Genomic DNA, 18,119 nt, shown 5'->3' on the forward strand with positions numbered 1-18,119 from the left:
AATGGCGAAGAAACGGTCTAAATAGGCTGATTCAAGGCATTTACGGGAGAAAAAATCGGCTCAAACATGAAGAAATGAAATGACTGAGTCAGCCGAGAAGAATTTCCCCGCTTATTCGCACCTTCCCAAGCATACTGTTGGTACCTCCCCCCCATTCTTTGCCTGTGTCCAGGAGGAGGATTTTACGTTTTTGCGGCATGTCTGAATCCGTATGCTACCCTTCATCTGACCGCATTATAAAGAATTTACTGAAATAAAATAGATTTTTTGTATTTCTTTGTCTTTTTATAAGGAAAGGTTTTAAACGCGCTTATTTTAAAAGTGCGATTTAAGACTTTAATCGCCTCTTCTCAATTCGATAGTATTAGCGCAAAAATTTTATGTTGTTTTTGAGAGGGTGCGAATATGTTTAAAATAACGGTTTGCTTATTAACGTTTAACTCCGAAAGAACGTTGCACGATGTTATTCCTCCTCTTTTAAAAATAGCGGATGAATTCGTTGTAGTTGATTCCGGAAGTACAGACGCAACGATATATATTTGCCAGAGTTATGGATTGTCGCCCATATTCAAAAAATATAGCTGGCACGGCGAGCAGATGAACCATGCCATATCCCATGCGCACAACGACTGGGTGCTGTGCATGGACAGTGACGAAATACTCGATCAAGAAACCGTTGGTGCTATTTTAAAATTAAAAATGGGCGATGAACCCGAATCGGATATGGCGTGGCGGATATGTCGTCACTGGTTTGTTCTGGGAGAAAATGTCCGAACGATTTATCCAGTCTCATCTCCGGATTATCCGGTGCGTCTTTTTAACCGTACGCAGTCGCGATTTAATAACCGGCCAGTAGACGATCAGGTTGAAGGTTTTCTCCGTTCTGAACGTATTCCTGGCTATGTCAGACATGATACGTTTTATTCACTGCATGAACTTTTCAATAAATTAAACGGATATACCACTCGCCTGGTTCAATATCAGACGATACGTCCCTCTCTTGGTCGCGGCGCGATCAGCGCTATCGGCGCATTTTTCAAATGGTATCTGTTTAGCGGTGCGTGGCGTCAGGGCAAAGTGGGTGTGGTGACAGGGTTTTATGCCACGACGTACAGTTTTTTGAAGTATTTCAAGGCCTGGTATCAGGATCGGGAAAAGAAAGAGTCCGTTGCAAAAGAGCAGTCGGACTCTTATCTGGCAGAATAGGCGTTAGCCGATCAGGCTTTTTTTCCCCAACCCTGCCACTGTTGCTGGACGTATTTAACCAGCGTACTGCTGCTGATGCTTTCGCCAATCACCGTGAAGAAGCGGGTTGCATAGACCGGTTCAGGCGGCTGTTTCAGCGAGCAGTTCTTCACGCCGCGGAATGGATTACGCGGCTGCGTTGTGGGTGGTTGCGCGCTACCCGGACGGGAAGTATCCACCTGAGGTTCATTGAGCAGATCGCTCGGACGCACCAGCGTGATATCGGCGGGTAAGCCCGGCAACATTTGCTGCAAAACGCGAACGGTAGACGGATGCGGATGCCCAATGGCAATCGCCGAACCGTTACGGCGCGCCAGCTGTACCGCGCGGTTGAACTGCACGCGGATATCCGCTTCGTTCTGGGAGTCGTCCAGGAAGACTTTGCGCTTGATGACTTTTACACCCGTCCCCTGAGCGGCACGCATCGCCTGGCTGTTGCCGATGGTCATGCTGTCGAGGAAGTAGAGATTGTAACGCTCCAGCGCCTGCATCACTTTCAGCATACCGTACAGGCTGGAGGTCATCGCGCTGCCCATATGGTTATTCAGACCCACGGCATACGGCACTTTATTGTACGCATCGCGGATGATGCGATCGATCTCGTCGCTGCTCATGTCCGGACGCAGGGTATCTTTTTCCAGCGGCTGCTTGCTGAGAGGGGCCATCGGCAGATGGATGAGGACCTGATGGCCGCCATTGTGCGCTTTGGTCGCCATTTCATGCGCGTGAGGCGCATTAGGCAGGACGGCGACAGAGATGGCTGACGGCATCGCCAGCACCTGATTTTCATAGTGTGGTCGATAACCGAAGTCATCAATCACAATCGCGAGTTTGCCTGCATAAACCGGTGCAGCCAGCGCCAGTGCGCTGACGACGGAAAAAACAATTCGACGAAATTGAAGCAAAACTTATCTTCCCAACCACGGCTGTGGATTGACCGCCTGACCCTGACGACGAATTTCGAAATAGAGTGACGGGCGGCCCTGACCGCCACTGCTGCCCACAAGGGCAATGGGTTGACCCGCGCGCACCTGAGTGCCAACGCTGACCAGCGCGCTCTGGTTGTAGCCGTAAAGACTCATGTCGCCTTTACCGTGCTCGACCACCACCACGAGCCCGTAACCCTGTAGCCAGTCGGCCAGGATCACGCGGCCATCGGCGATGGCTTTCACTTCGCTACCTTCAGACGCACCGATAACGATCCCCTTCCAACGTAGCTCACCCTGCAACTGTTCGCCATAGCGATGCAGGATCGTACCGCGAACGGGCCAGTAAGCCTGACCACGCGGGGAGCCGAGGCCGCCGGTACGCGACATCAGGGAACGTTCATTTTCAGTCGGTTTGTAGGTGGTGCCTTTCCGGGAGGCTTCCTGCTGCTTATTACGCACCGCCTGCGCTTCGCGCGCTTCTTTTTCGGCGCGCGCTTTGGCCGCGGCTTCTGCCCGGGCAATGCTGTTACGCAGTCTGGATTCGTTGGCGCGCATTTCGCTCAGCTGGCTTTGTCCTGCCTGGATAGAGGACTCCAGCCCGGCGAGCGTCTTCTTACGCTCATTGCGCGCCTGCTCAAGCTTCTCCTGCTGCGCCTGCTGATCGTAGAGCAGCGTTTGCTGCTGGCTCTGCTTCTCTTCCAGCTCGGCTTTTTGCGTGGTGACTTCTTCGCGCGTCTGTTTCAGCTGCGCAATGGTCTCCTGACGAGCCTGGTTGAGATAGCCGAAATAGGCCTGTAAACGCTGACCGCGCTGGCTCTCTTCACCGCTGAGGATCAACTGAAGGCCTGTGTGCTCACCCTGGCGGAAAGCGGCATCAAGCTGTGCAGCAAGGTTCCGCTCCTGGGCATCGCGCTGACGCTCCAGTTTCGCAATCGATGCGTTCATTTCATCGATTTGCTTATTAAGCTGGGCAAGGGTGTTTTGTGTTTCACGCAGCTTACGCGCGGCGGCGGAAATAGCCTCTTCCTGCTTTTTAAGCTGGGCAAGCAGGGCAGCGCGCTGCTGCTGCTGCTGGCGTACCACACGCTCTTTGGCGGCGATATCGGCCTGAATGGATTTGAGCTGGTCGCGGTCATCCGCGTGGGCAGATGCGGCGCACAGCAATACGCCAGCGCTGAGTGCGCTGGCGCAAAGCAGAGGTCTGACTGATAACCGAAACGGCTTCACGACCCATGTGATTGAAAAAATCGCCTTTCCCCTCATGGGGAGCGATTATTCCACGATGAACAGCGGCTTGCCAGTCATCTCTTCAGGGATTTCCATACCCATCAGCGACAACATGGTTGGCGCGATGTCGGAAAGCTTGCCGCCTTCCACTGCTTTCACTGACTTATCACCTACATAAATCAGTGGAACAGGCAGGTTGGTATGGGCGGTATGCGCCTGACCGGTTGCCGGGTCACGCATCTGTTCTGCGTTACCGTGGTCAGCGGTGATCAGCAGCTGGCCGCCCACGGATTCAACCGCTTTCGCGACCTGCTCAACGCAGTGGTCCAGCGCTTCAACCGCTTTAACGGCAGCTTCCATCACGCCGGTGTGGCCCACCATGTCGCCATTCGGATAGTTACAGATGATGGTGTCGTATTTACCGCTTTCGATCGCGGCCACCAGTTTTTCGGTCAGCTCCGCAGAGCTCATTTCTGGCTGGAGATCGTATGTGGCGACTTTCGGTGAGTTAATCAGGATGCGGTCTTCGCCTTTAAACGGCTCTTCTACGCCCCCGTTAAAGAAGAAGGTCACGTGCGCATACTTCTCAGTTTCGGAGATGCGCAACTGCGTTTTATCGTTTTTCGCCATCCACTCGCCGAAGGTATTTTCCAGGGAAGCGGGTGGATACGCGCATGGGGCTTTGATATCCGCTGCATACTCGGTCAACTGGATGAAATCGATCTTCGCCACTTTCTTACGGGCGAAACCGTCGAAATCGCTGTTGACGAAGGCGCGGGTGATTTCGCGCGCGCGGTCAGCACGGAAGTTCATGAAGATCAGCGCATCGCCATCTTCCATAGCGGCATCGGCCTGGCCTTCAGCGCGGATCACGGTTGCCTTCACAAATTCGTCGTTTTCATCACGCGCGTAAGCCGCTTCCAGGCCTTCAACGGCGGTCGGGAACTGGAACTCGCCTTTTGCCAGGGTCAGCAGATCATAGGCTTGCTCAACGCGGTCCCAGCGGTTGTCGCGGTCCATGGCATAGTAACGACCAACGATGGATGCCACGCGGCCTTTGCCCAGTGCGGCAAATTTATCTTCAAAGGCTTTCAGAGAACCTTTTGCGCTGCGTGGCGGCGTATCGCGACCATCCAGGAAGGCGTGCAGATAGATTTTTTCCGCACCGCGCTCGGCGGCCAGTTCAACCATCGCCATGATGTGATCTTCGTGGCTGTGCACGCCGCCTGCAGAGAGCAGGCCCATAATGTGCACGGCCTTGCCTGCGGCAACGGCTTTATCTACCGCTCCGGTGAGCGTTGGGTTGGCAAAGAATGTACGTTCTTTGATTTCAACGTCCAGGCGCGTCAGGTCCTGATAAACGATACGGCCTGCGCCCAGGTTAACGTGACCCACTTCAGAGTTGCCCATCTGACGATCCGGCAGGCCGACTTCCAGACCAGACGCATCAATCAGGGTGTGGGGACGTTTTGCCCATAGCGCATCCATAACCGGGGTTTTGGCGTTGAAAATGGCGTTATCCTGTTGATCTTCACGGTAGCCATAGCCATCCAGAATCACCAGTACCATAGGTTTTTTAGAAACCGACATTGCGACAACCTCATGCTCAAGAGACAAAAAATTTGCGTAATTTTACTACAGCTGAATCGATAAAATAGCCGCAGAAGATCAAAGAAAGCGCGGGGGCAAGGCTGTTCTCAGGCCATTTTGAGGCTTTTTTTACGTGGCATGCCGCAGAAAATAGATTAGCTTTATGTCGCTGGCTGTATTTGCCACAGCGCACAGGTATACTCCTGTCCTGGTTTTTTTAATCACTTAGTCGGGAGTTGTTACCCCCCATGCAAGAAATTATGCAATTCGTTAGCCGCCACCCGGTTCTGAGCATCGCGTGGATTGGCCTGCTGGTCGCTGTACTGTTCACCACATTTAAGGGACTGACGTCTAAAATTAAGGTGATCACCCGCGGTGAAGCGACACGTCTGATCAACAAAGAGGACGCCGTGGTTGTCGATCTGCGTCAGCGCGACGATTTCCGCAAGGGCCATATTGCAGGTGCTATCAACCTGCTGCCAGCGGAAATTAAAGCGAACAACATTGGTGAGCTGGAGAAGCATAAAGCCCAGCCGATTATTGTTGTTGACGGCACTGGCATGCAGGCGCAGGAATCTGCCAACGCACTGCATAAAGCAGGCTTTGAAAACGTAACGGTGCTGAAAGAAGGCATCTCCGGCTGGAGCGGGGAGAATCTTCCTTTAGTGCGCGGTAAATAAGGAGTTAAGTGATGGCCAATATTGAGATCTACACCAAAGCAACGTGCCCGTTCTGCCACCGAGCGAAAGCGCTGCTGTCCAGCAAAGGCGTAACGTTTAAGGAACTGCCGATTGATGGTGACGCGATTAAACGCGAAGAGATGATCCAACGCAGTGGTCGCACAACGGTTCCACAGATTTTTATTGATGCGCAGCACATTGGCGGCTGTGATGACTTGTATGCGCTCGACGCCCGCGGTGGACTCGATCCGCTGCTGAGCTAGAGACTTTAGGACAATTAAAAAGGGTTTTTCCATGTCAGAACAAAACAACACCGAGATGACTTTCCAGATCCAGCGCATCTACACCAAGGATGTCTCTTTCGAAGCGCCAAATGCGCCGCACGTTTTCCAGAAAGACTGGCAGCCAGAGGTTAAACTTGATCTGGATACCGCATCCACCCAACTGGCGGATGACGTGTATGAAGTCGTACTGCGTGTCACCGTGACCGCCTCCCTGGGCGAAGAAACTGCATTCCTGTGCGAAGTCCAGCAGGGCGGTATCTTCTCTATCGGCGGCATCGAAGGTAACCAGATGGCGCATTGCCTGGGTGCATACTGCCCGAACATCCTGTTCCCGTATGCGCGTGAATGCATCACCAGCCTGGTTTCTCGCGGTACATTCCCGCAACTGAACCTTGCGCCAGTCAACTTTGATGCGCTGTTTATGAACTATCTACAGCAGCAGGCTGGCGAAGGTGCCGAACAACATCAGGATGCCTGATGAGCACTGTTAATGCGTCAATGACTGTGATCGGTGCCGGCTCTTACGGCACCGCTCTTGCCATCACACTGGCAAGAAATGGTCACGACGTGGTCCTGTGGGGCCACGATCCAAAACATATCGCGACGTTGCAACACGACCGCTGCAACGTGGCGTTTCTCCCGGACGTTCCGTTCCCTGACTCACTGTATCTGGAAAGCGACCTCGCGACCGCGCTGGCGGCCAGCCGCAATATTTTGATTGTGGTGCCAAGCCATGTGTTTGGCGAAGTCCTGCGTCAGATTAAGCCGCTGATGCGTGCGGATGCGCGTATTGTGTGGGCGACGAAAGGGCTGGAAGCGGAAACCGGACGTCTGTTGCAGGACGTTGCCCGCGAAGCGCTGGGAACAGCGATCCCGCTGGCGGTGATCTCCGGGCCGACATTCGCCAAAGAGCTGGCTGCGGGCTTGCCGACGGCGATCTCGCTGGCGTCCACCGACCAGGCATTTTCCGACGATCTTCAGCAACTGCTGCACTGCGGCAAAAGCTTCCGCGTGTACAGCAACCCTGATTTTATCGGCGTACAGCTGGGCGGCGCGGTGAAGAACGTCATTGCCATCGGGGCCGGGATGTCTGACGGCATCGGCTTCGGCGCGAATGCGCGTACGGCGCTGATCACCCGTGGCCTGACCGAAATGTCACGCCTGGGCGAAGCGCTGGGCGCCGATCCGGCCACCTTTATGGGGATGGCTGGGCTGGGCGACCTGGTGCTGACCTGCACCGACAACCAGTCGCGTAACCGCCGCTTTGGCATGATGCTCGGACAGGGCAGCGATGTAAAAAGTGCGCAGGAGAAGATTGGTCAGGTGGTTGAAGGCTATCGCAATACCAAAGAAGTTCGCGAATTGGCGCATCGTTTCGGTGTCGAAATGCCAATAACCGAGGAAATTTATCAGGTATTGTATTGCGGAAAAAATGCGCGCGAGGCAGCATTGACCTTATTAGGTCGTGCGCGCAAGGACGAGCGCAGCAGCAATTAGCCGGGAAGTATCGTCACCTGAATGACCCAGCCAGCGCAGAACTGGCTGGTCATTAACTATCGTCTGGAGCAAGCAATGCCGTGTGAAGAACTGGATATCGTCTGGAATAATATTAAAGCCGAAGCCCGAGCGTTGGCCGACTGTGAGCCCATGCTGGCCAGTTTCTATCACGCGACGCTACTCAAGCACGAAAATCTCGGCAGCGCTCTGAGCTACATGCTCGCCAATAAACTGGCTTCCCCTATCATGCCTGCTATCGCTATTCGCGAGGTGGTGGAAGAGGCCTACGCTGCCGATCCGGAAATGATTGCTTCTGCCGCCTGCGATATTCAGGCCGTGCGCACGCGTGACCCGGCGGTAGATAAATACTCCACGCCGCTGCTGTATCTCAAAGGCTTCCACGCCTTACAGGCGTACCGCATCGGCCACTGGTTATGGAATGAGGGACGCCGCGCGCTGGCCATCTTCCTGCAAAACCAGGTTTCCGTGACCTTCCAGGTCGATATTCACCCGGCGGCGAAAATTGGCCGCGGGATCATGCTCGATCACGCCACCGGCATTGTTGTCGGTGAAACGGCGGTGATCGAAGATGACGTGTCGATTCTGCAATCCGTTACGCTGGGCGGTACCGGTAAAACCAGCGGCGATCGCCATCCGAAAATTCGTGAAGGGGTGATGATTGGCGCGGGTGCTAAAATCCTTGGCAATATTGAAGTCGGACGCGGCGCAAAGATTGGTGCGGGATCGGTTGTGCTCCAGCCTGTACCGCCGCACACCACCGCCGCTGGCGTCCCGGCGCGCATTGTCGGTAAGCCAGACAGCGATAAACCGTCGATGGATATGGATCAGCACTTTAACGGTATTCACCACACCTTCGAATACGGCGACGGTATCTGAACGCTGGAACACTCAAATAAAAAAGCCCGGTGAGTTAATGCACCGGGCTTTTGATTAGTTGCGGTATAACACTTTGATAATGTGATAGCCGAACTGCGTATGCAGTGGGCCGGTTGGCTCCAGCACCGGGCAGGAGAAGACCACTTTATCAAACGCCGGAACCATCTGGCCCTGGCGGAACTCGCCTAAGTCACCACCGCGTTTGCCTGACGGGCAAATCGAGTGTTTCTTCGCCAGTTTGCCGAAGTCGGCGCCGTTTTTAATCTGTTCGAGCAGATCCTGTGCCAGTTTTTCTTCTTTAACAAGGATATGGAGTGCTGCTGCTGTTTTTGCCATGATCGTGCCTTGAGTCAACGAGTTTACGATCGGTATACTACCACGCGTTTTTCCTCCTCTCCCGACTTTCATTGAGTGATCATTTATGCGTTTAAACCCCGGACAACAACAAGCTGTCGAATTCGTCACCGGACCCTGCCTGGTGCTGGCGGGAGCGGGATCCGGTAAAACACGCGTGATCACCAACAAAATCGCCCACTTAATTCGGGGTTGTGGATACCAGGCGCGCCATATCGCGGCGGTCACCTTTACCAACAAAGCGGCGCGTGAGATGAAAGAGCGCGTCGGCCAGACGCTGGGCCGTAAAGAGGCGCGCGGGCTGATGATCTCCACCTTCCACACGCTGGGTCTGGATATCATCAAGCGCGAATACGCGGCGCTGGGAATGAAGTCCAACTTTTCGCTCTTTGATGACACCGACCAGGTGGCGCTGCTCAAAGAGCTGACGGAAGGGCTGATCGAAGATGACAAAGTGCTGTTGCAACAGCTGATCTCGACGATCTCGAACTGGAAAAACGATCTGATGACGCCGGCCCAGGCTGCGGCAAGTGCCAAAGGCGAGCGTGACCGCATCTTTGCCCACTGCTATGGCCTGTACGACGCGCATATGAAAGCCTGCAACGTACTGGATTTCGACGATCTGATCCTGCTGCCGACGCTGCTGCTTCAGCGGAATGAAGAGGTGCGCGAGCGCTGGCAGAACAAAATTCGTTACCTGCTGGTGGATGAATATCAGGATACCAACACCAGCCAGTACGAGCTGGTGAAGCTGCTGGTAGGACAGCGCGCGCGTTTTACCGTTGTAGGCGATGACGATCAGTCGATTTACTCCTGGCGTGGCGCACGTCCGCAAAACCTGGTGCTGCTGAGCAAAGACTTCCCGGCGTTGCAGGTGATTAAACTGGAGCAGAACTACCGTTCTTCCGGGCGTATCCTGAAGGCGGCGAACATCCTGATTGCCAACAACCCGCACGTCTTTGAGAAGCGCCTGTTCTCTGAACTGGGTTACGGGACCGAGCTGAAAGTCCTTAGCGCCAATAACGAAGAGCACGAAGCGGAGCGCGTAACCGGCGAGCTGATTGCCCATCACTTCGTCAACAAAACTGAATACAAGGATTACGCGATCCTCTATCGCGGAAACCACCAGTCGCGCGTCTTTGAAAAGATGCTAATGCAGAACCGCATCCCCTACAAAATCTCCGGCGGTACGTCGTTCTTTTCGCGTCCGGAAATCAAGGATCTGCTGGCCTATCTGCGCGTGCTGACCAACCCGGATGACGACAGCGCTTTCCTGCGCATTGTAAATACGCCGAAGCGCGAGATTGGCTCTGCGACGCTGCAAAAGCTGGGTGAATGGGCGATGACCCGCAACAAAAGTCTGTTCACCGCCAGCTTCGATATGGGGCTGAGCCAGACCCTGACCGGGCGCGGCTATGACGCCTTAACCCGATTTACCCACTGGCTGGGTGAGGTGCAGCGTCTGGCAGAGCGCGAACCCGTGGCGGCAGTACGCGACCTGATCCACGGCATTGATTACGAATCCTGGTTGTATGAAACCTCCGCCAGCCCGAAAGCGGCAGAAATGCGCATGAAAAACGTTAACCAGCTCTTCAGCTGGATGACCGAAATGCTTGAAGGATCTGAGATTGACGAGCCGATGACCCTGACGCAGGTGGTCACCCGCTTCACGCTGCGCGATATGATGGAGCGCGGCGAGAGTGAAGAAGAAGCCGATCAGGTCCAGCTGATGACGTTGCATGCCTCGAAAGGGCTGGAGTTCCCGTATGTCTATCTGGTGGGGATGGAAGAGGGCCTGCTGCCGCACCAGAGCAGCATTGATGAAGATAACGTCGACGAAGAGCGCCGTCTGGCCTACGTGGGGATCACCCGTGCGCAGAAAGAGCTGACGTTTACGCTGTGCAAAGAGCGCCGTCAGTATGGTGAGCTGGTGCGCCCGGAGCCGAGCCGTTTCCTGCTGGAGTTGCCTCAGGACGATCTTATCTGGGAGCAGGAGCGTAAAGCTATTACCGCTGAAGAGCGGATGCACAAGGGGCAAGCCAACGTGGCGAACATACGCGCCATGCTGGCGAAAGCCAAAGAGAAAGGATAACAATTTTGTAGGCCGGGTAAGGCGAAGCCGCCCCCCGGCACGCTTCAAGGGTCACTTCACATCAAGCGCCCAGTGCACATAGCTCTGCCACTGGCACTCCTGCTCGATCAACTCTGCTCCAAGTGGATGATCTTCTAGCCAATTTTCCGGCAGCGTCAGCGTCAGTTTTTCATCGTCTGCCACCAGCGTAATGGCCGGGAGGAGATCGTCGCGACGCCGGCTGGCAAACAGAATCGCCAGACGAAGTAAGCGGCAGAGATGTTCGGCCACGCGCGGCGGTACAGCGTTTTGCTGATGGAGTGAAGAGAGGTCAACGGCGTTGGTTTGATTCAGCAGCAGGGTCGCGAGCAATTTTTTCTGCGCGGGAGTGTAGCCCGGCAAATCGAGATTACGCACCAGCCAGGCTGCGTGTAGCGGCGCTTGTTTGTACTCAACGCTAAGCCCAATTTCATGCAACGCACACGCACTTAGCAGCAAATCGCGGCTTAACGGTTCGATATCCCAACGTGATTTAACCTGATCCGCAAAGAGCGATGCCAGTTGGCCCACTCGCTGCGCCTGATCGGTATCCACAATAAAGCGGCGCTGGACGTTACGTAGCGTACGGCTTCGAATGTCCTGATCCACCGAAAGATGCAGCATCCCATAGACCAGACCTTCGCGCAGTGCGCCGCCTGCCAGGGTCATGCACTGGATGTTTAGCTCGGTGAAAATGGCGATGAGAATGGCTAGCCCGCTGGGGAAGACCAGCGCACGTTCGAGCGTCAGCCCTTCAATTTCCAGCTCTTCCAGACGACCACATTGAATGGCGCGCTGTTTAAGCTGCTGGAGTTTAGCAAGCGTGATCCGCTCATCCATCCCCTGCGCCATCATGATTTCCTGCAACGCCTGTACAGTTCCTGACGCCCCAACACACACTTTCCAGCCGTGGTAGCGCAGTTCGTCCATGACCGGACGCAGCACTTCACGCGCGGCATTTTCAGCCTCGTCGAAGTTTTCTTGCGCGAGATTGCGGTCAGTAAAGTAGCGCTCAAGCCAGGTTACGCAGCCCATCGACAGACTGAACAGCGAGGTCGCCTGGGCACCCGTGCCGGTCACCAGTTCAGTACTCGCTCCGCCAATATCCACCACCAGACGGCGATCGTCGCCCCCGGTAGTGTGCGCCACGCCCTGATATATCAGACGCGCTTCTTCTTCACCGCTGATGACTTGCACCGGGCAGCCGAGAATTTCCTGCGCTTTGGCAATAAAATCGACGGCATTAACCGCCAGACGGAGCGTCGCGGTCGCGACAACGCGGATTTGGGCATGCGGTATGTCCTGCAGACGCTCTGCAAAGAGGCGCAGACACTGCCAGCCACGTTCCATGGCTTCGGGAGAGAGGTGATTATCGCTGCTCAGGCCCGCCGCCAGGCGGACCTTGCGCTTGATGCGCGTCAGCGTCTGTATGCTTCCCGCCACCTCGCGTACAACCAGCATATGAAAACTATTCGAACCGAGATCAATTGCCGCATAGAGCGAGGTGGAACTGAGCATCATTTTTTAACCTGAACGACGACGATTACGCGGCGCACCGCCGGAACGACGCGGGCCATTACCGGTACGTGGACGGGTAAGGCGCTTAGGTGGCGGCAGTTCGCTCATCAGCGCGTCCGGATTGTATTTACTCTGTGGAATAGAGTGACCGATATAGGTCTCAATGGCCGGAAGGTTCAGCGCATACTCTTCACATGCAAGGCTGATGGAGTGACCGCTTGCGCCGGCACGACCGGTACGACCGATACGGTGTACATAGTCTTCACAGTCATCTGGCAGGTCATAGTTAAAGACGTGCGTCACGGCTGGAATGTGCAGGCCACGGGCCGCCACGTCGGTCGCGACCAGAATATCAAGGTCGCCACGAGTAAATTCGTCGAGAATGCGCAGGCGTTTTTTCTGCGCCACGTCGCCGGTCAGCAGGCCCACACGGTGACCATCTGCCGCCAGGTGGCCCCAAATATCTTCACAGCGGTGTTTAGTGTTCGCAAAGATGATCGCGCGATCCGGCCACTCTTCTTCGATCAGGGTTTGCAGCAGGCGCATTTTCTCTTCATTAGAAGGATAGAAGAGCTCTTCTTTAATGCGGTGCCCGGTTTTCTGCTCCGGTTCTACTTCCACATATTCCGCATTGTTCATCTGCTCGAATGCGAGTTCACGTACGCGGTATGACAGGGTTGCGGAGAACAGCATGTTCAGACGCTGGTTTGCCGCAGGCATACGGCGGAACAGCCAGCGGATGTCTTTAATGAAGCCCAGATCGTACATGCGGTCTGCTTCATCCAGCACCACGACCTGGATTGCCCCGAGGTTGATATGGTTCTGTTTAGCGTAGTCGATAAGACGGCCTGTGGTCCCAATCAGGATATCCACGCCGCTTTCCAGCACTTTCAGCTGTTTATCGTAGCCGTCGCCGCCATAGGCCAGGCCAAGTTTCAGGCCAGTGGCTTGCGCCAGGGGCTCAGCGTCTGCGTGGATCTGTACCGCCAGTTCTCGCGTCGGGGCCATAATTAGCGCGCGCGGCTGGTTAACTTTGCGGTCTGCAATCGCTGGGTGAGAAAGTAAATAATGAAACGTTGACGTTAAAAACGCCATCGTTTTGCCAGTACCGGTTTGCGCCTGCCCTGCAACATCACGACCGGCCAGCGTCAGCGGCAGGGCGAGAGCCTGAATGGGCGTGCAGTTATGAAACCCTTTAGTTTCAAGGGCTTCGATCACCTTTGGGTGCAGGGCGAAGTCGGAAAACTTCTGTTCTGTTAAATGTGTTTTGCTCATAGTGTGGTAGAATATCAGCTTACTATTGCTTTACGAAAGCGTATCCGGTGAAATAAAGTCAACCTTTAGTTGGTTAATGCGACATCAACACGTCGTTGGTGGAGACAAAACCAACGTACCAGGCTTATTCCTGTGGAGTTATATATGAGCGATAAAATTATTCACCTGACTGACGACAGTTTTGACACGGACGTACTTAAAGCTGACGGGCTGATCCTCGTTGATTTCTGGGCTGAATGGTGTGGTCCTTGCAAAATGATCGCTCCGATTCTGGATGAAATCGCTGACGAATATCAGGGCAAACTGACCGTTGCCAAGCTGAACATCGACCAGAACCCGGGCACCGCGCCAAAATACGGTATCCGTGGCATCCCGACCCTGCTGCTGTTCAAGAACGGTGACGTGGCGGCGACCAAAGTGGGCGCACTGTCCAAAGGTCAACTGAAAGAGTTCCTGGACGCTAACCTGGCGTAAGGTTTCTCCGCTGAGCGTCCAGAGCGCCTAATTAATGGTGAGCTCTGGACGCCCGGCTTTAGTCGTGCTAAGTTAGCTATGACTACGTTTTAAACATATCTTGTTGTTTGAATCTTGTTTTACCCGATACTTCCCGTTGTTAACTTAAACAGTGCGTGAAGTTGCTAGATTCCGGGCTTGTCACTCAATCCGTCTTGTCGTTTCAGTTCTGCGTTCTTTCCCTGTGACCAGACAGCGAACAGACATGAGGTGATGGCCGCTAAACAGGCATGGATGACCCTGCCATACCATTCACAACATTAAGTTCGAGAATCACCCCGAGTTTAAGAACCCACACCATTATGAATCTTACCGAATTAAAGAATACGCCGGTTTCTGAGCTGATCACTCTCGGCGAAAATATGGGACTGGAAAACCAGGCTCGTATGCGCAAGCAGGACATCATTTTCGCCATCCTGAAGCAACACGCTAAGAGTGGCGAAGATATCTTTGGCGACGGTGTGCTGGAGATACTGCAAGACGGATTTGGTTTCCTCCGCTCTGCAGACAGCTCCTACCTCGCCGGCCCTGACGACATCTACGTATCCCCTAGCCAAATCCGCCGTTTCAACCTCCGCACTGGTGACACCATTTCAGGTAAGATTCGTCCTCCAAAAGAGGGTGAACGCTACTTTGCGCTGTTGAAGGTTAATGAAGTCAACTACGACAAACCGGAAAACTCCCGCAATAAGATCCTGTTCGAGAACTTAACGCCGCTGCACGCGAACTCTCGTCTGCGTATGGAGCGTGGTAACGGGTCTACTGAAGACTTAACCGCTCGTGTGCTGGATCTGGCATCGCCAATTGGTCGTGGCCAGCGTGGTCTGATTGTGGCACCACCGAAAGCCGGTAAAACCATGCTGCTGCAAAACATCGCGCAGAGCATTGCTTACAACCATCCAGACTGTGTGCTGATGGTGCTGCTGATTGACGAACGTCCGGAAGAAGTGACCGAGATGCAGCGTCTGGTGAAAGGGGAAGTGGTTGCGTCAACCTTCGACGAGCCTGCTTCCCGCCACGTTCAGGTTGCGGAAATGGTTATCGAGAAGGCGAAACGCCTGGTTGAGCACAAGAAAGACGTGATCATCCTGCTCGATTCCATTACCCGTCTGGCGCGTGCCTACAACACCGTGGTGCCGGCTTCCGGTAAAGTACTGACCGGTGGTGTGGATGCCAACGCCCTGCATCGTCCGAAGCGTTTCTTCGGTGCGGCGCGTAACGTGGAAGAGGGCGGTAGCCTGACCATTATCGCGACGGCGCTGATCGATACCGGCTCCAAAATGGACGAAGTTATCTACGAAGAGTTTAAAGGTACAGGCAACATGGAACTGCACCTTTCTCGTAAAATCGCAGAAAAACGCGTCTTCCCGGCGATTGACTACAACCGTTCCGGTACCCGTAAAGAAGAGCTGCTTACCACTCAGGAAGAGCTGCAGAAAATGTGGATCCTGCGCAAAATCATCCATCCAATGGGCGAAATCGACGCAATGGAATTCCTCATTAACAAACTGGCGATGACTAAAACGAACGACGATTTCTTCGACATGATGAAACGCTCGTAACGCAAATAATCCCAGTAAACGCCACGTTTTTACGTGGCGTTTTTTATTTATGGACTATACGCTATTACCACACACTCCCAATTTTGACCGGTCGGTGCGACAATAAGAAGGTTTGCACAGTCAAAGAAATAATTGATTGAAAAACATACAAAGGGAGTTGTGATAAGCCTTCTTTAATCCTTCTGAGGCAGAGGCTTCATGGTTATACTTCCGGGACTAACATTTGTTGAGAGCAATCCATTGTGAATCTACTCACTGCAGTAACTGAGCTGATCAGTATTTTTTTATTCACAACCTGTTTTTTGTTCATTGCGCGCAAGGTAGCAAAAAGAATTGGGTTAGTGGACAAACCGAATTTCCGTAAACGTCATCAGGGGCTTATTCCGCTGGTGGGCGGCATTTCGGTATACGCAGGCATCTGTTTCACATTCGGGATCGCGGATTACTATATCCCCCATGCCGCACTCTACCTGGCATGTGCCGGTGTGCTGGTACTGGTCGGCGCCCTTGATGATCGTTTTGATATCAGCGTGAAGTTCCGCGCGACGGTGCAGGCGGCCATTGGCATCATTATGATGGTGGTGGGCGGCCTCTATCTCAGAAGCCTGGGCTACGTGTTTGGTCCCTGGGAGCTGGTGCTTGGGCCGTTCGGCTTCTTCCTCACGCTGTTTGCCGTGTGGGCGGCTATCAACGCCTTTAACATGGTTGATGGCATAGACGGTCTGCTCGGTGGGCTGTCCTCTGTTTCGTTTGGCGCAATCGGCATCATTTTATGGTTTGACGGCCAGTACAGCTTGTCAATGTGGTGTTTTGCCATGATTGCCGCCATTCTGCCTTACATCTGCCTGAACCTGGGTGTGTTAGGGCGTCGCTATAAAGTCTTTATGGGCGATGCGGGCAGTACCCTGATTGGCTTTACGGTGATCTGGGTCCTGCTGGAGACCACGCAGGGTAAAACGCACCCTATCAGCCCGGTAACGGCTCTCTGGATTATCGCCATCCCGCTGATGGACATGGTCGCTATTATGTACCGTCGTCTACGTAAAGGGATGAGCCCGTTTTCTCCCGATCGGCAGCATATTCATCATCTGATTATGCGCGCCGGCTTCACGTCTCGTCAGGCGTTTGTGCTGATTACGCTAGCGGCTGCTATTCTGGCTGCGATTGGCGTTGCCGCGGAATACGCTCATTTCATTCCTGAATGGGTAATGTTGGTATTATTCTTGCTAGCATTTTTCATGTACGGTTACTGCATCAAGCGTGCATGGAAAGTTGCGCGTTTTATTAAACGTTTAAAACGCAGGATGCGTCGGAACAGTGGCAAAAACACAACATTAACTAAGTAAAACCGGGACTATGATGACTCAACCGTTGGCGGGAGCGAAATCAGTGGGCACTGAGAACGAGCTGGATATTCGTGGTTTGTTTCGAGTGTTATGGCAGGGCAAACTGTGGATTGTGGGGATTGGCCTGGGGTTCGCGCTGTTAGCGCTTGCCTACACCTTCTTTGCGAAACAAGAGTGGAGCGCCACGGCGATCACAGACCGACCAACGGTGAATATGCTTGGAGGCTACTACTCCCAGCAGCAATTCCTGCGTAATCTTGATATCAAGGCCAATCTGGCGACCCCGGATCAGGCCTCGGTGATGGATGAGTCCTACAAAGAGTTTGTGATGCAGCTGGCGTCGTGGGATACACGTCGCGATTTCTGGTCCCAGACAGACTACTACAAGCAGCGCATGGTCGGTAACAGCAAAGCGGATGCCGCGCTGCTGGATGATTTAATCAACAACATTCAGTTTATGCCTGGCGATGTGCTCCGTAACGTTAGCGACAGCGTGAAGCTGATTGCGGAAACGGCGCCGGACGCCAATAACCTGTTGCGTCAGTACGTTGCTTTTGCCAGCCAGCGTGCGGCCAGTCATCTGAATGACGAGCTGAAAGGCGCCTGGGCTGCGCGTACTATTCAGATGAAAGCGCAGGTCAAACGTCAGGAAGAGGTCGCTAAGGCCATCTTCGCCCGTCGCGTGCATAATATTGAGCAGGCGCTGAAGATTGCGGAACAGCACAATATTTCCCGTAGCGAAACGGATGTTCCGGCTGACGAACTCCCTGATTCAGAAATGTTCCTTCTTGGTCGCCCAATGCTTCAGGCACGTCTGGAAAATATCCAGGCCGTTGGCCCTGACTTTGACCTTGATTACGACCAAAACCGCGCCATGCTCAATACGCTCAACGTCGGTCCAACGCTGGACCCGCGTTTTCAGACCTATCGTTATTTAAGAACGCCTGAAGAGCCTGTAAAACGCGATAGTCCGCGTCGCGCATTCCTGATGATCATGTGGGGGATTGTGGGCGCACTGACTGGCGCTGGCGTAGCGTTATTGCGTCGCCGCACAAACTAAGAACGCCGTCTACGATGAAGGCTGCGGCCTTC

17 protein-coding genes are annotated in these 18,119 nt (G+C 54.0%); 11 read left to right on the forward strand and 6 right to left on the reverse strand.

Annotated features, from left to right (window positions below; genetic code table 11):
* The first annotated feature begins 405 nt into the window (after positions 1–405).
* Entirely contained in the window at positions 406–1,206 is an 801-nt protein-coding gene (locus ACOTXC_RS19215; RefSeq protein WP_126490055.1) for a glycosyltransferase family 2 protein, read from the forward strand.
* Between the two features lie 11 nt (positions 1,207–1,217).
* On the opposite strand, the gene ACOTXC_RS19220 is transcribed toward ACOTXC_RS19215, so the two are convergent.
* The 3 genes from ACOTXC_RS19220 to gpmM are packed head-to-tail and all read right to left on the reverse strand — an operon-like array spanning position 1,218 to position 4,991.
* Entirely contained in the window at positions 1,218–2,150 is a 933-nt protein-coding gene (locus ACOTXC_RS19220; RefSeq protein WP_063150581.1) for a divergent polysaccharide deacetylase family protein, read from the reverse strand.
* Positions 2,151–2,153: 3 nt separating this feature from the next.
* Complete coding sequence (gene envC / locus ACOTXC_RS19225; RefSeq protein WP_260472309.1) at positions 2,154–3,413, reverse strand: murein hydrolase activator EnvC; 1,260 nt, start codon at positions 3,411–3,413, stop codon at positions 2,154–2,156.
* Positions 3,414–3,446: 33 nt separating this feature from the next.
* Positions 3,447–4,991, reverse strand: a complete 1,545-nt coding sequence (gene gpmM, locus ACOTXC_RS19230) for a 2,3-bisphosphoglycerate-independent phosphoglycerate mutase (RefSeq protein ID WP_017383605.1) — start codon at positions 4,989–4,991, stop codon at positions 3,447–3,449.
* Positions 4,992–5,239: 248 nt separating this feature from the next.
* On the opposite strand from gpmM, the gene ACOTXC_RS19235 reads away from it, so the two are divergent.
* The 5 genes from ACOTXC_RS19235 to cysE all read left to right on the forward strand — a co-directional run bounded on the left by ACOTXC_RS19235 (position 5,240) and on the right by cysE (position 8,349).
* Positions 5,240–5,671 (forward strand): rhodanese-like domain-containing protein, encoded by a 432-nt coding sequence (locus ACOTXC_RS19235; RefSeq protein WP_003860840.1) that lies wholly within the window; start codon positions 5,240–5,242, stop codon positions 5,669–5,671.
* An 11-nt stretch (positions 5,672–5,682) separates the two neighbouring features.
* Positions 5,683–5,934: a glutaredoxin 3 gene (gene grxC, locus ACOTXC_RS19240; RefSeq protein ID WP_003860837.1), complete on the forward strand. Its 252-nt coding sequence runs from the start codon at positions 5,683–5,685 to the stop codon at positions 5,932–5,934.
* A gap of 31 nt (positions 5,935–5,965) precedes the next feature.
* Positions 5,966–6,433 carry a protein-export chaperone SecB gene (secB, locus tag ACOTXC_RS19245; RefSeq protein ID WP_003860835.1) on the forward strand — a complete coding sequence of 156 codons (468 nt, stop codon included), beginning with the start codon at positions 5,966–5,968 and terminating at the stop codon, positions 6,431–6,433.
* Positions 6,433–7,452 (forward strand): NAD(P)H-dependent glycerol-3-phosphate dehydrogenase, encoded by a 1,020-nt coding sequence (gpsA, locus tag ACOTXC_RS19250; RefSeq protein WP_006812398.1) that lies wholly within the window; start codon positions 6,433–6,435, stop codon positions 7,450–7,452. Before secB ends, gpsA begins: the two co-directional genes overlap by 1 nt.
* Before the next feature lie 75 nt (positions 7,453–7,527).
* Positions 7,528–8,349 (forward strand): serine O-acetyltransferase, encoded by an 822-nt coding sequence (gene cysE / locus ACOTXC_RS19255; RefSeq protein WP_022646641.1) that lies wholly within the window; start codon positions 7,528–7,530, stop codon positions 8,347–8,349.
* A 54-nt stretch (positions 8,350–8,403) separates the two neighbouring features.
* Here cysE and ppiC read toward each other — a convergent pair whose 3' ends face one another.
* Entirely contained in the window at positions 8,404–8,685 is a 282-nt protein-coding gene (ppiC, locus tag ACOTXC_RS19260; protein ID WP_006812396.1) for a peptidylprolyl isomerase PpiC, read from the reverse strand.
* Positions 8,686–8,770: 85 nt separating this feature from the next.
* On the opposite strand from ppiC, the gene rep reads away from it, so the two are divergent.
* A complete protein-coding gene (rep, locus tag ACOTXC_RS19265) occupies positions 8,771–10,795 on the forward strand; it encodes a DNA helicase Rep (RefSeq protein WP_022646642.1) in 2,025 nt (674 codons plus the stop codon).
* A 51-nt stretch (positions 10,796–10,846) separates the two neighbouring features.
* Here rep and gppA read toward each other — a convergent pair whose 3' ends face one another.
* Positions 10,847–12,331, reverse strand: a complete 1,485-nt coding sequence (gppA, locus tag ACOTXC_RS19270; protein ID WP_063200598.1) for a guanosine-5'-triphosphate,3'-diphosphate diphosphatase — start codon at positions 12,329–12,331, stop codon at positions 10,847–10,849.
* 6 nt (positions 12,332–12,337) lie between these two features.
* Positions 12,338–13,606, reverse strand: a complete 1,269-nt coding sequence (rhlB, locus tag ACOTXC_RS19275) for an ATP-dependent RNA helicase RhlB (RefSeq protein ID WP_022646644.1) — start codon at positions 13,604–13,606, stop codon at positions 12,338–12,340.
* 144 nt (positions 13,607–13,750) lie between these two features.
* Between rhlB and trxA the strand changes: the two genes are divergently transcribed.
* From trxA to wzzE, 4 genes are all read left to right on the forward strand, one after another.
* The gene (trxA, locus tag ACOTXC_RS19280; protein ID WP_006812392.1) at positions 13,751–14,080 is read left to right on the forward strand and encodes a thioredoxin TrxA; all 330 of its coding nucleotides are present in this window, start codon (positions 13,751–13,753) and stop codon (positions 14,078–14,080) included.
* Between the two features lie 341 nt (positions 14,081–14,421).
* Entirely contained in the window at positions 14,422–15,681 is a 1,260-nt protein-coding gene (rho, locus tag ACOTXC_RS19285) for a transcription termination factor Rho (RefSeq protein ID WP_001054528.1), read from the forward strand.
* A 242-nt stretch (positions 15,682–15,923) separates the two neighbouring features.
* Entirely contained in the window at positions 15,924–17,027 is a 1,104-nt protein-coding gene (wecA, locus tag ACOTXC_RS19290) for a UDP-N-acetylglucosamine--undecaprenyl-phosphate N-acetylglucosaminephosphotransferase (RefSeq protein WP_001050933.1), read from the forward strand.
* 13 nt (positions 17,028–17,040) lie between these two features.
* Positions 17,041–18,087, forward strand: coding sequence for an ECA polysaccharide chain length modulation protein (wzzE, locus tag ACOTXC_RS19295; protein WP_022646646.1), 1,047 nt, complete (start codon positions 17,041–17,043; stop codon positions 18,085–18,087).
* The last annotated feature ends 32 nt before the right edge of the window (positions 18,088–18,119 follow it).

The sequence above is a fragment of the Enterobacter cloacae complex sp. IR5428 genome (genome assembly GCF_049238585.1).
Classification (GTDB): domain Bacteria; phylum Pseudomonadota; class Gammaproteobacteria; order Enterobacterales; family Enterobacteriaceae; genus Enterobacter; species Enterobacter intestinihominis.

Bases quoted from the DNA above. Each gene is read 5' to 3' on its own strand.
- ACOTXC_RS19215 (WP_126490055.1), top strand. From the start codon at position 406: ATGTTTAAAATAACGGTTTGCTTATTAACGTTTAACTCCGAAAGAACG.
- gpmM (WP_017383605.1), bottom strand. From the start codon at position 4,991: ATGTCGGTTTCTAAAAAACCTATGGTACTGGTGATTCTGGATGGCTAT.
- ACOTXC_RS19235 (WP_003860840.1), top strand. From the start codon at position 5,240: ATGCAAGAAATTATGCAATTCGTTAGCCGCCACCCGGTTCTGAGCATC.
- grxC (WP_003860837.1), top strand. From the start codon at position 5,683: ATGGCCAATATTGAGATCTACACCAAAGCAACGTGCCCGTTCTGCCAC.
- secB (WP_003860835.1), top strand. From the start codon at position 5,966: ATGTCAGAACAAAACAACACCGAGATGACTTTCCAGATCCAGCGCATC.
- gpsA (WP_006812398.1), top strand. From the start codon at position 6,433: ATGAGCACTGTTAATGCGTCAATGACTGTGATCGGTGCCGGCTCTTAC.
- cysE (WP_022646641.1), top strand. From the start codon at position 7,528: ATGCCGTGTGAAGAACTGGATATCGTCTGGAATAATATTAAAGCCGAA.
- ppiC (WP_006812396.1), bottom strand. From the start codon at position 8,685: ATGGCAAAAACAGCAGCAGCACTCCATATCCTTGTTAAAGAAGAAAAA.
- rep (WP_022646642.1), top strand. From the start codon at position 8,771: ATGCGTTTAAACCCCGGACAACAACAAGCTGTCGAATTCGTCACCGGA.
- gppA (WP_063200598.1), bottom strand. From the start codon at position 12,331: ATGCTCAGTTCCACCTCGCTCTATGCGGCAATTGATCTCGGTTCGAAT.
- rhlB (WP_022646644.1), bottom strand. From the start codon at position 13,606: ATGAGCAAAACACATTTAACAGAACAGAAGTTTTCCGACTTCGCCCTG.
- trxA (WP_006812392.1), top strand. From the start codon at position 13,751: ATGAGCGATAAAATTATTCACCTGACTGACGACAGTTTTGACACGGAC.
- rho (WP_001054528.1), top strand. From the start codon at position 14,422: ATGAATCTTACCGAATTAAAGAATACGCCGGTTTCTGAGCTGATCACT.
- wzzE (WP_022646646.1), top strand. From the start codon at position 17,041: ATGACTCAACCGTTGGCGGGAGCGAAATCAGTGGGCACTGAGAACGAG.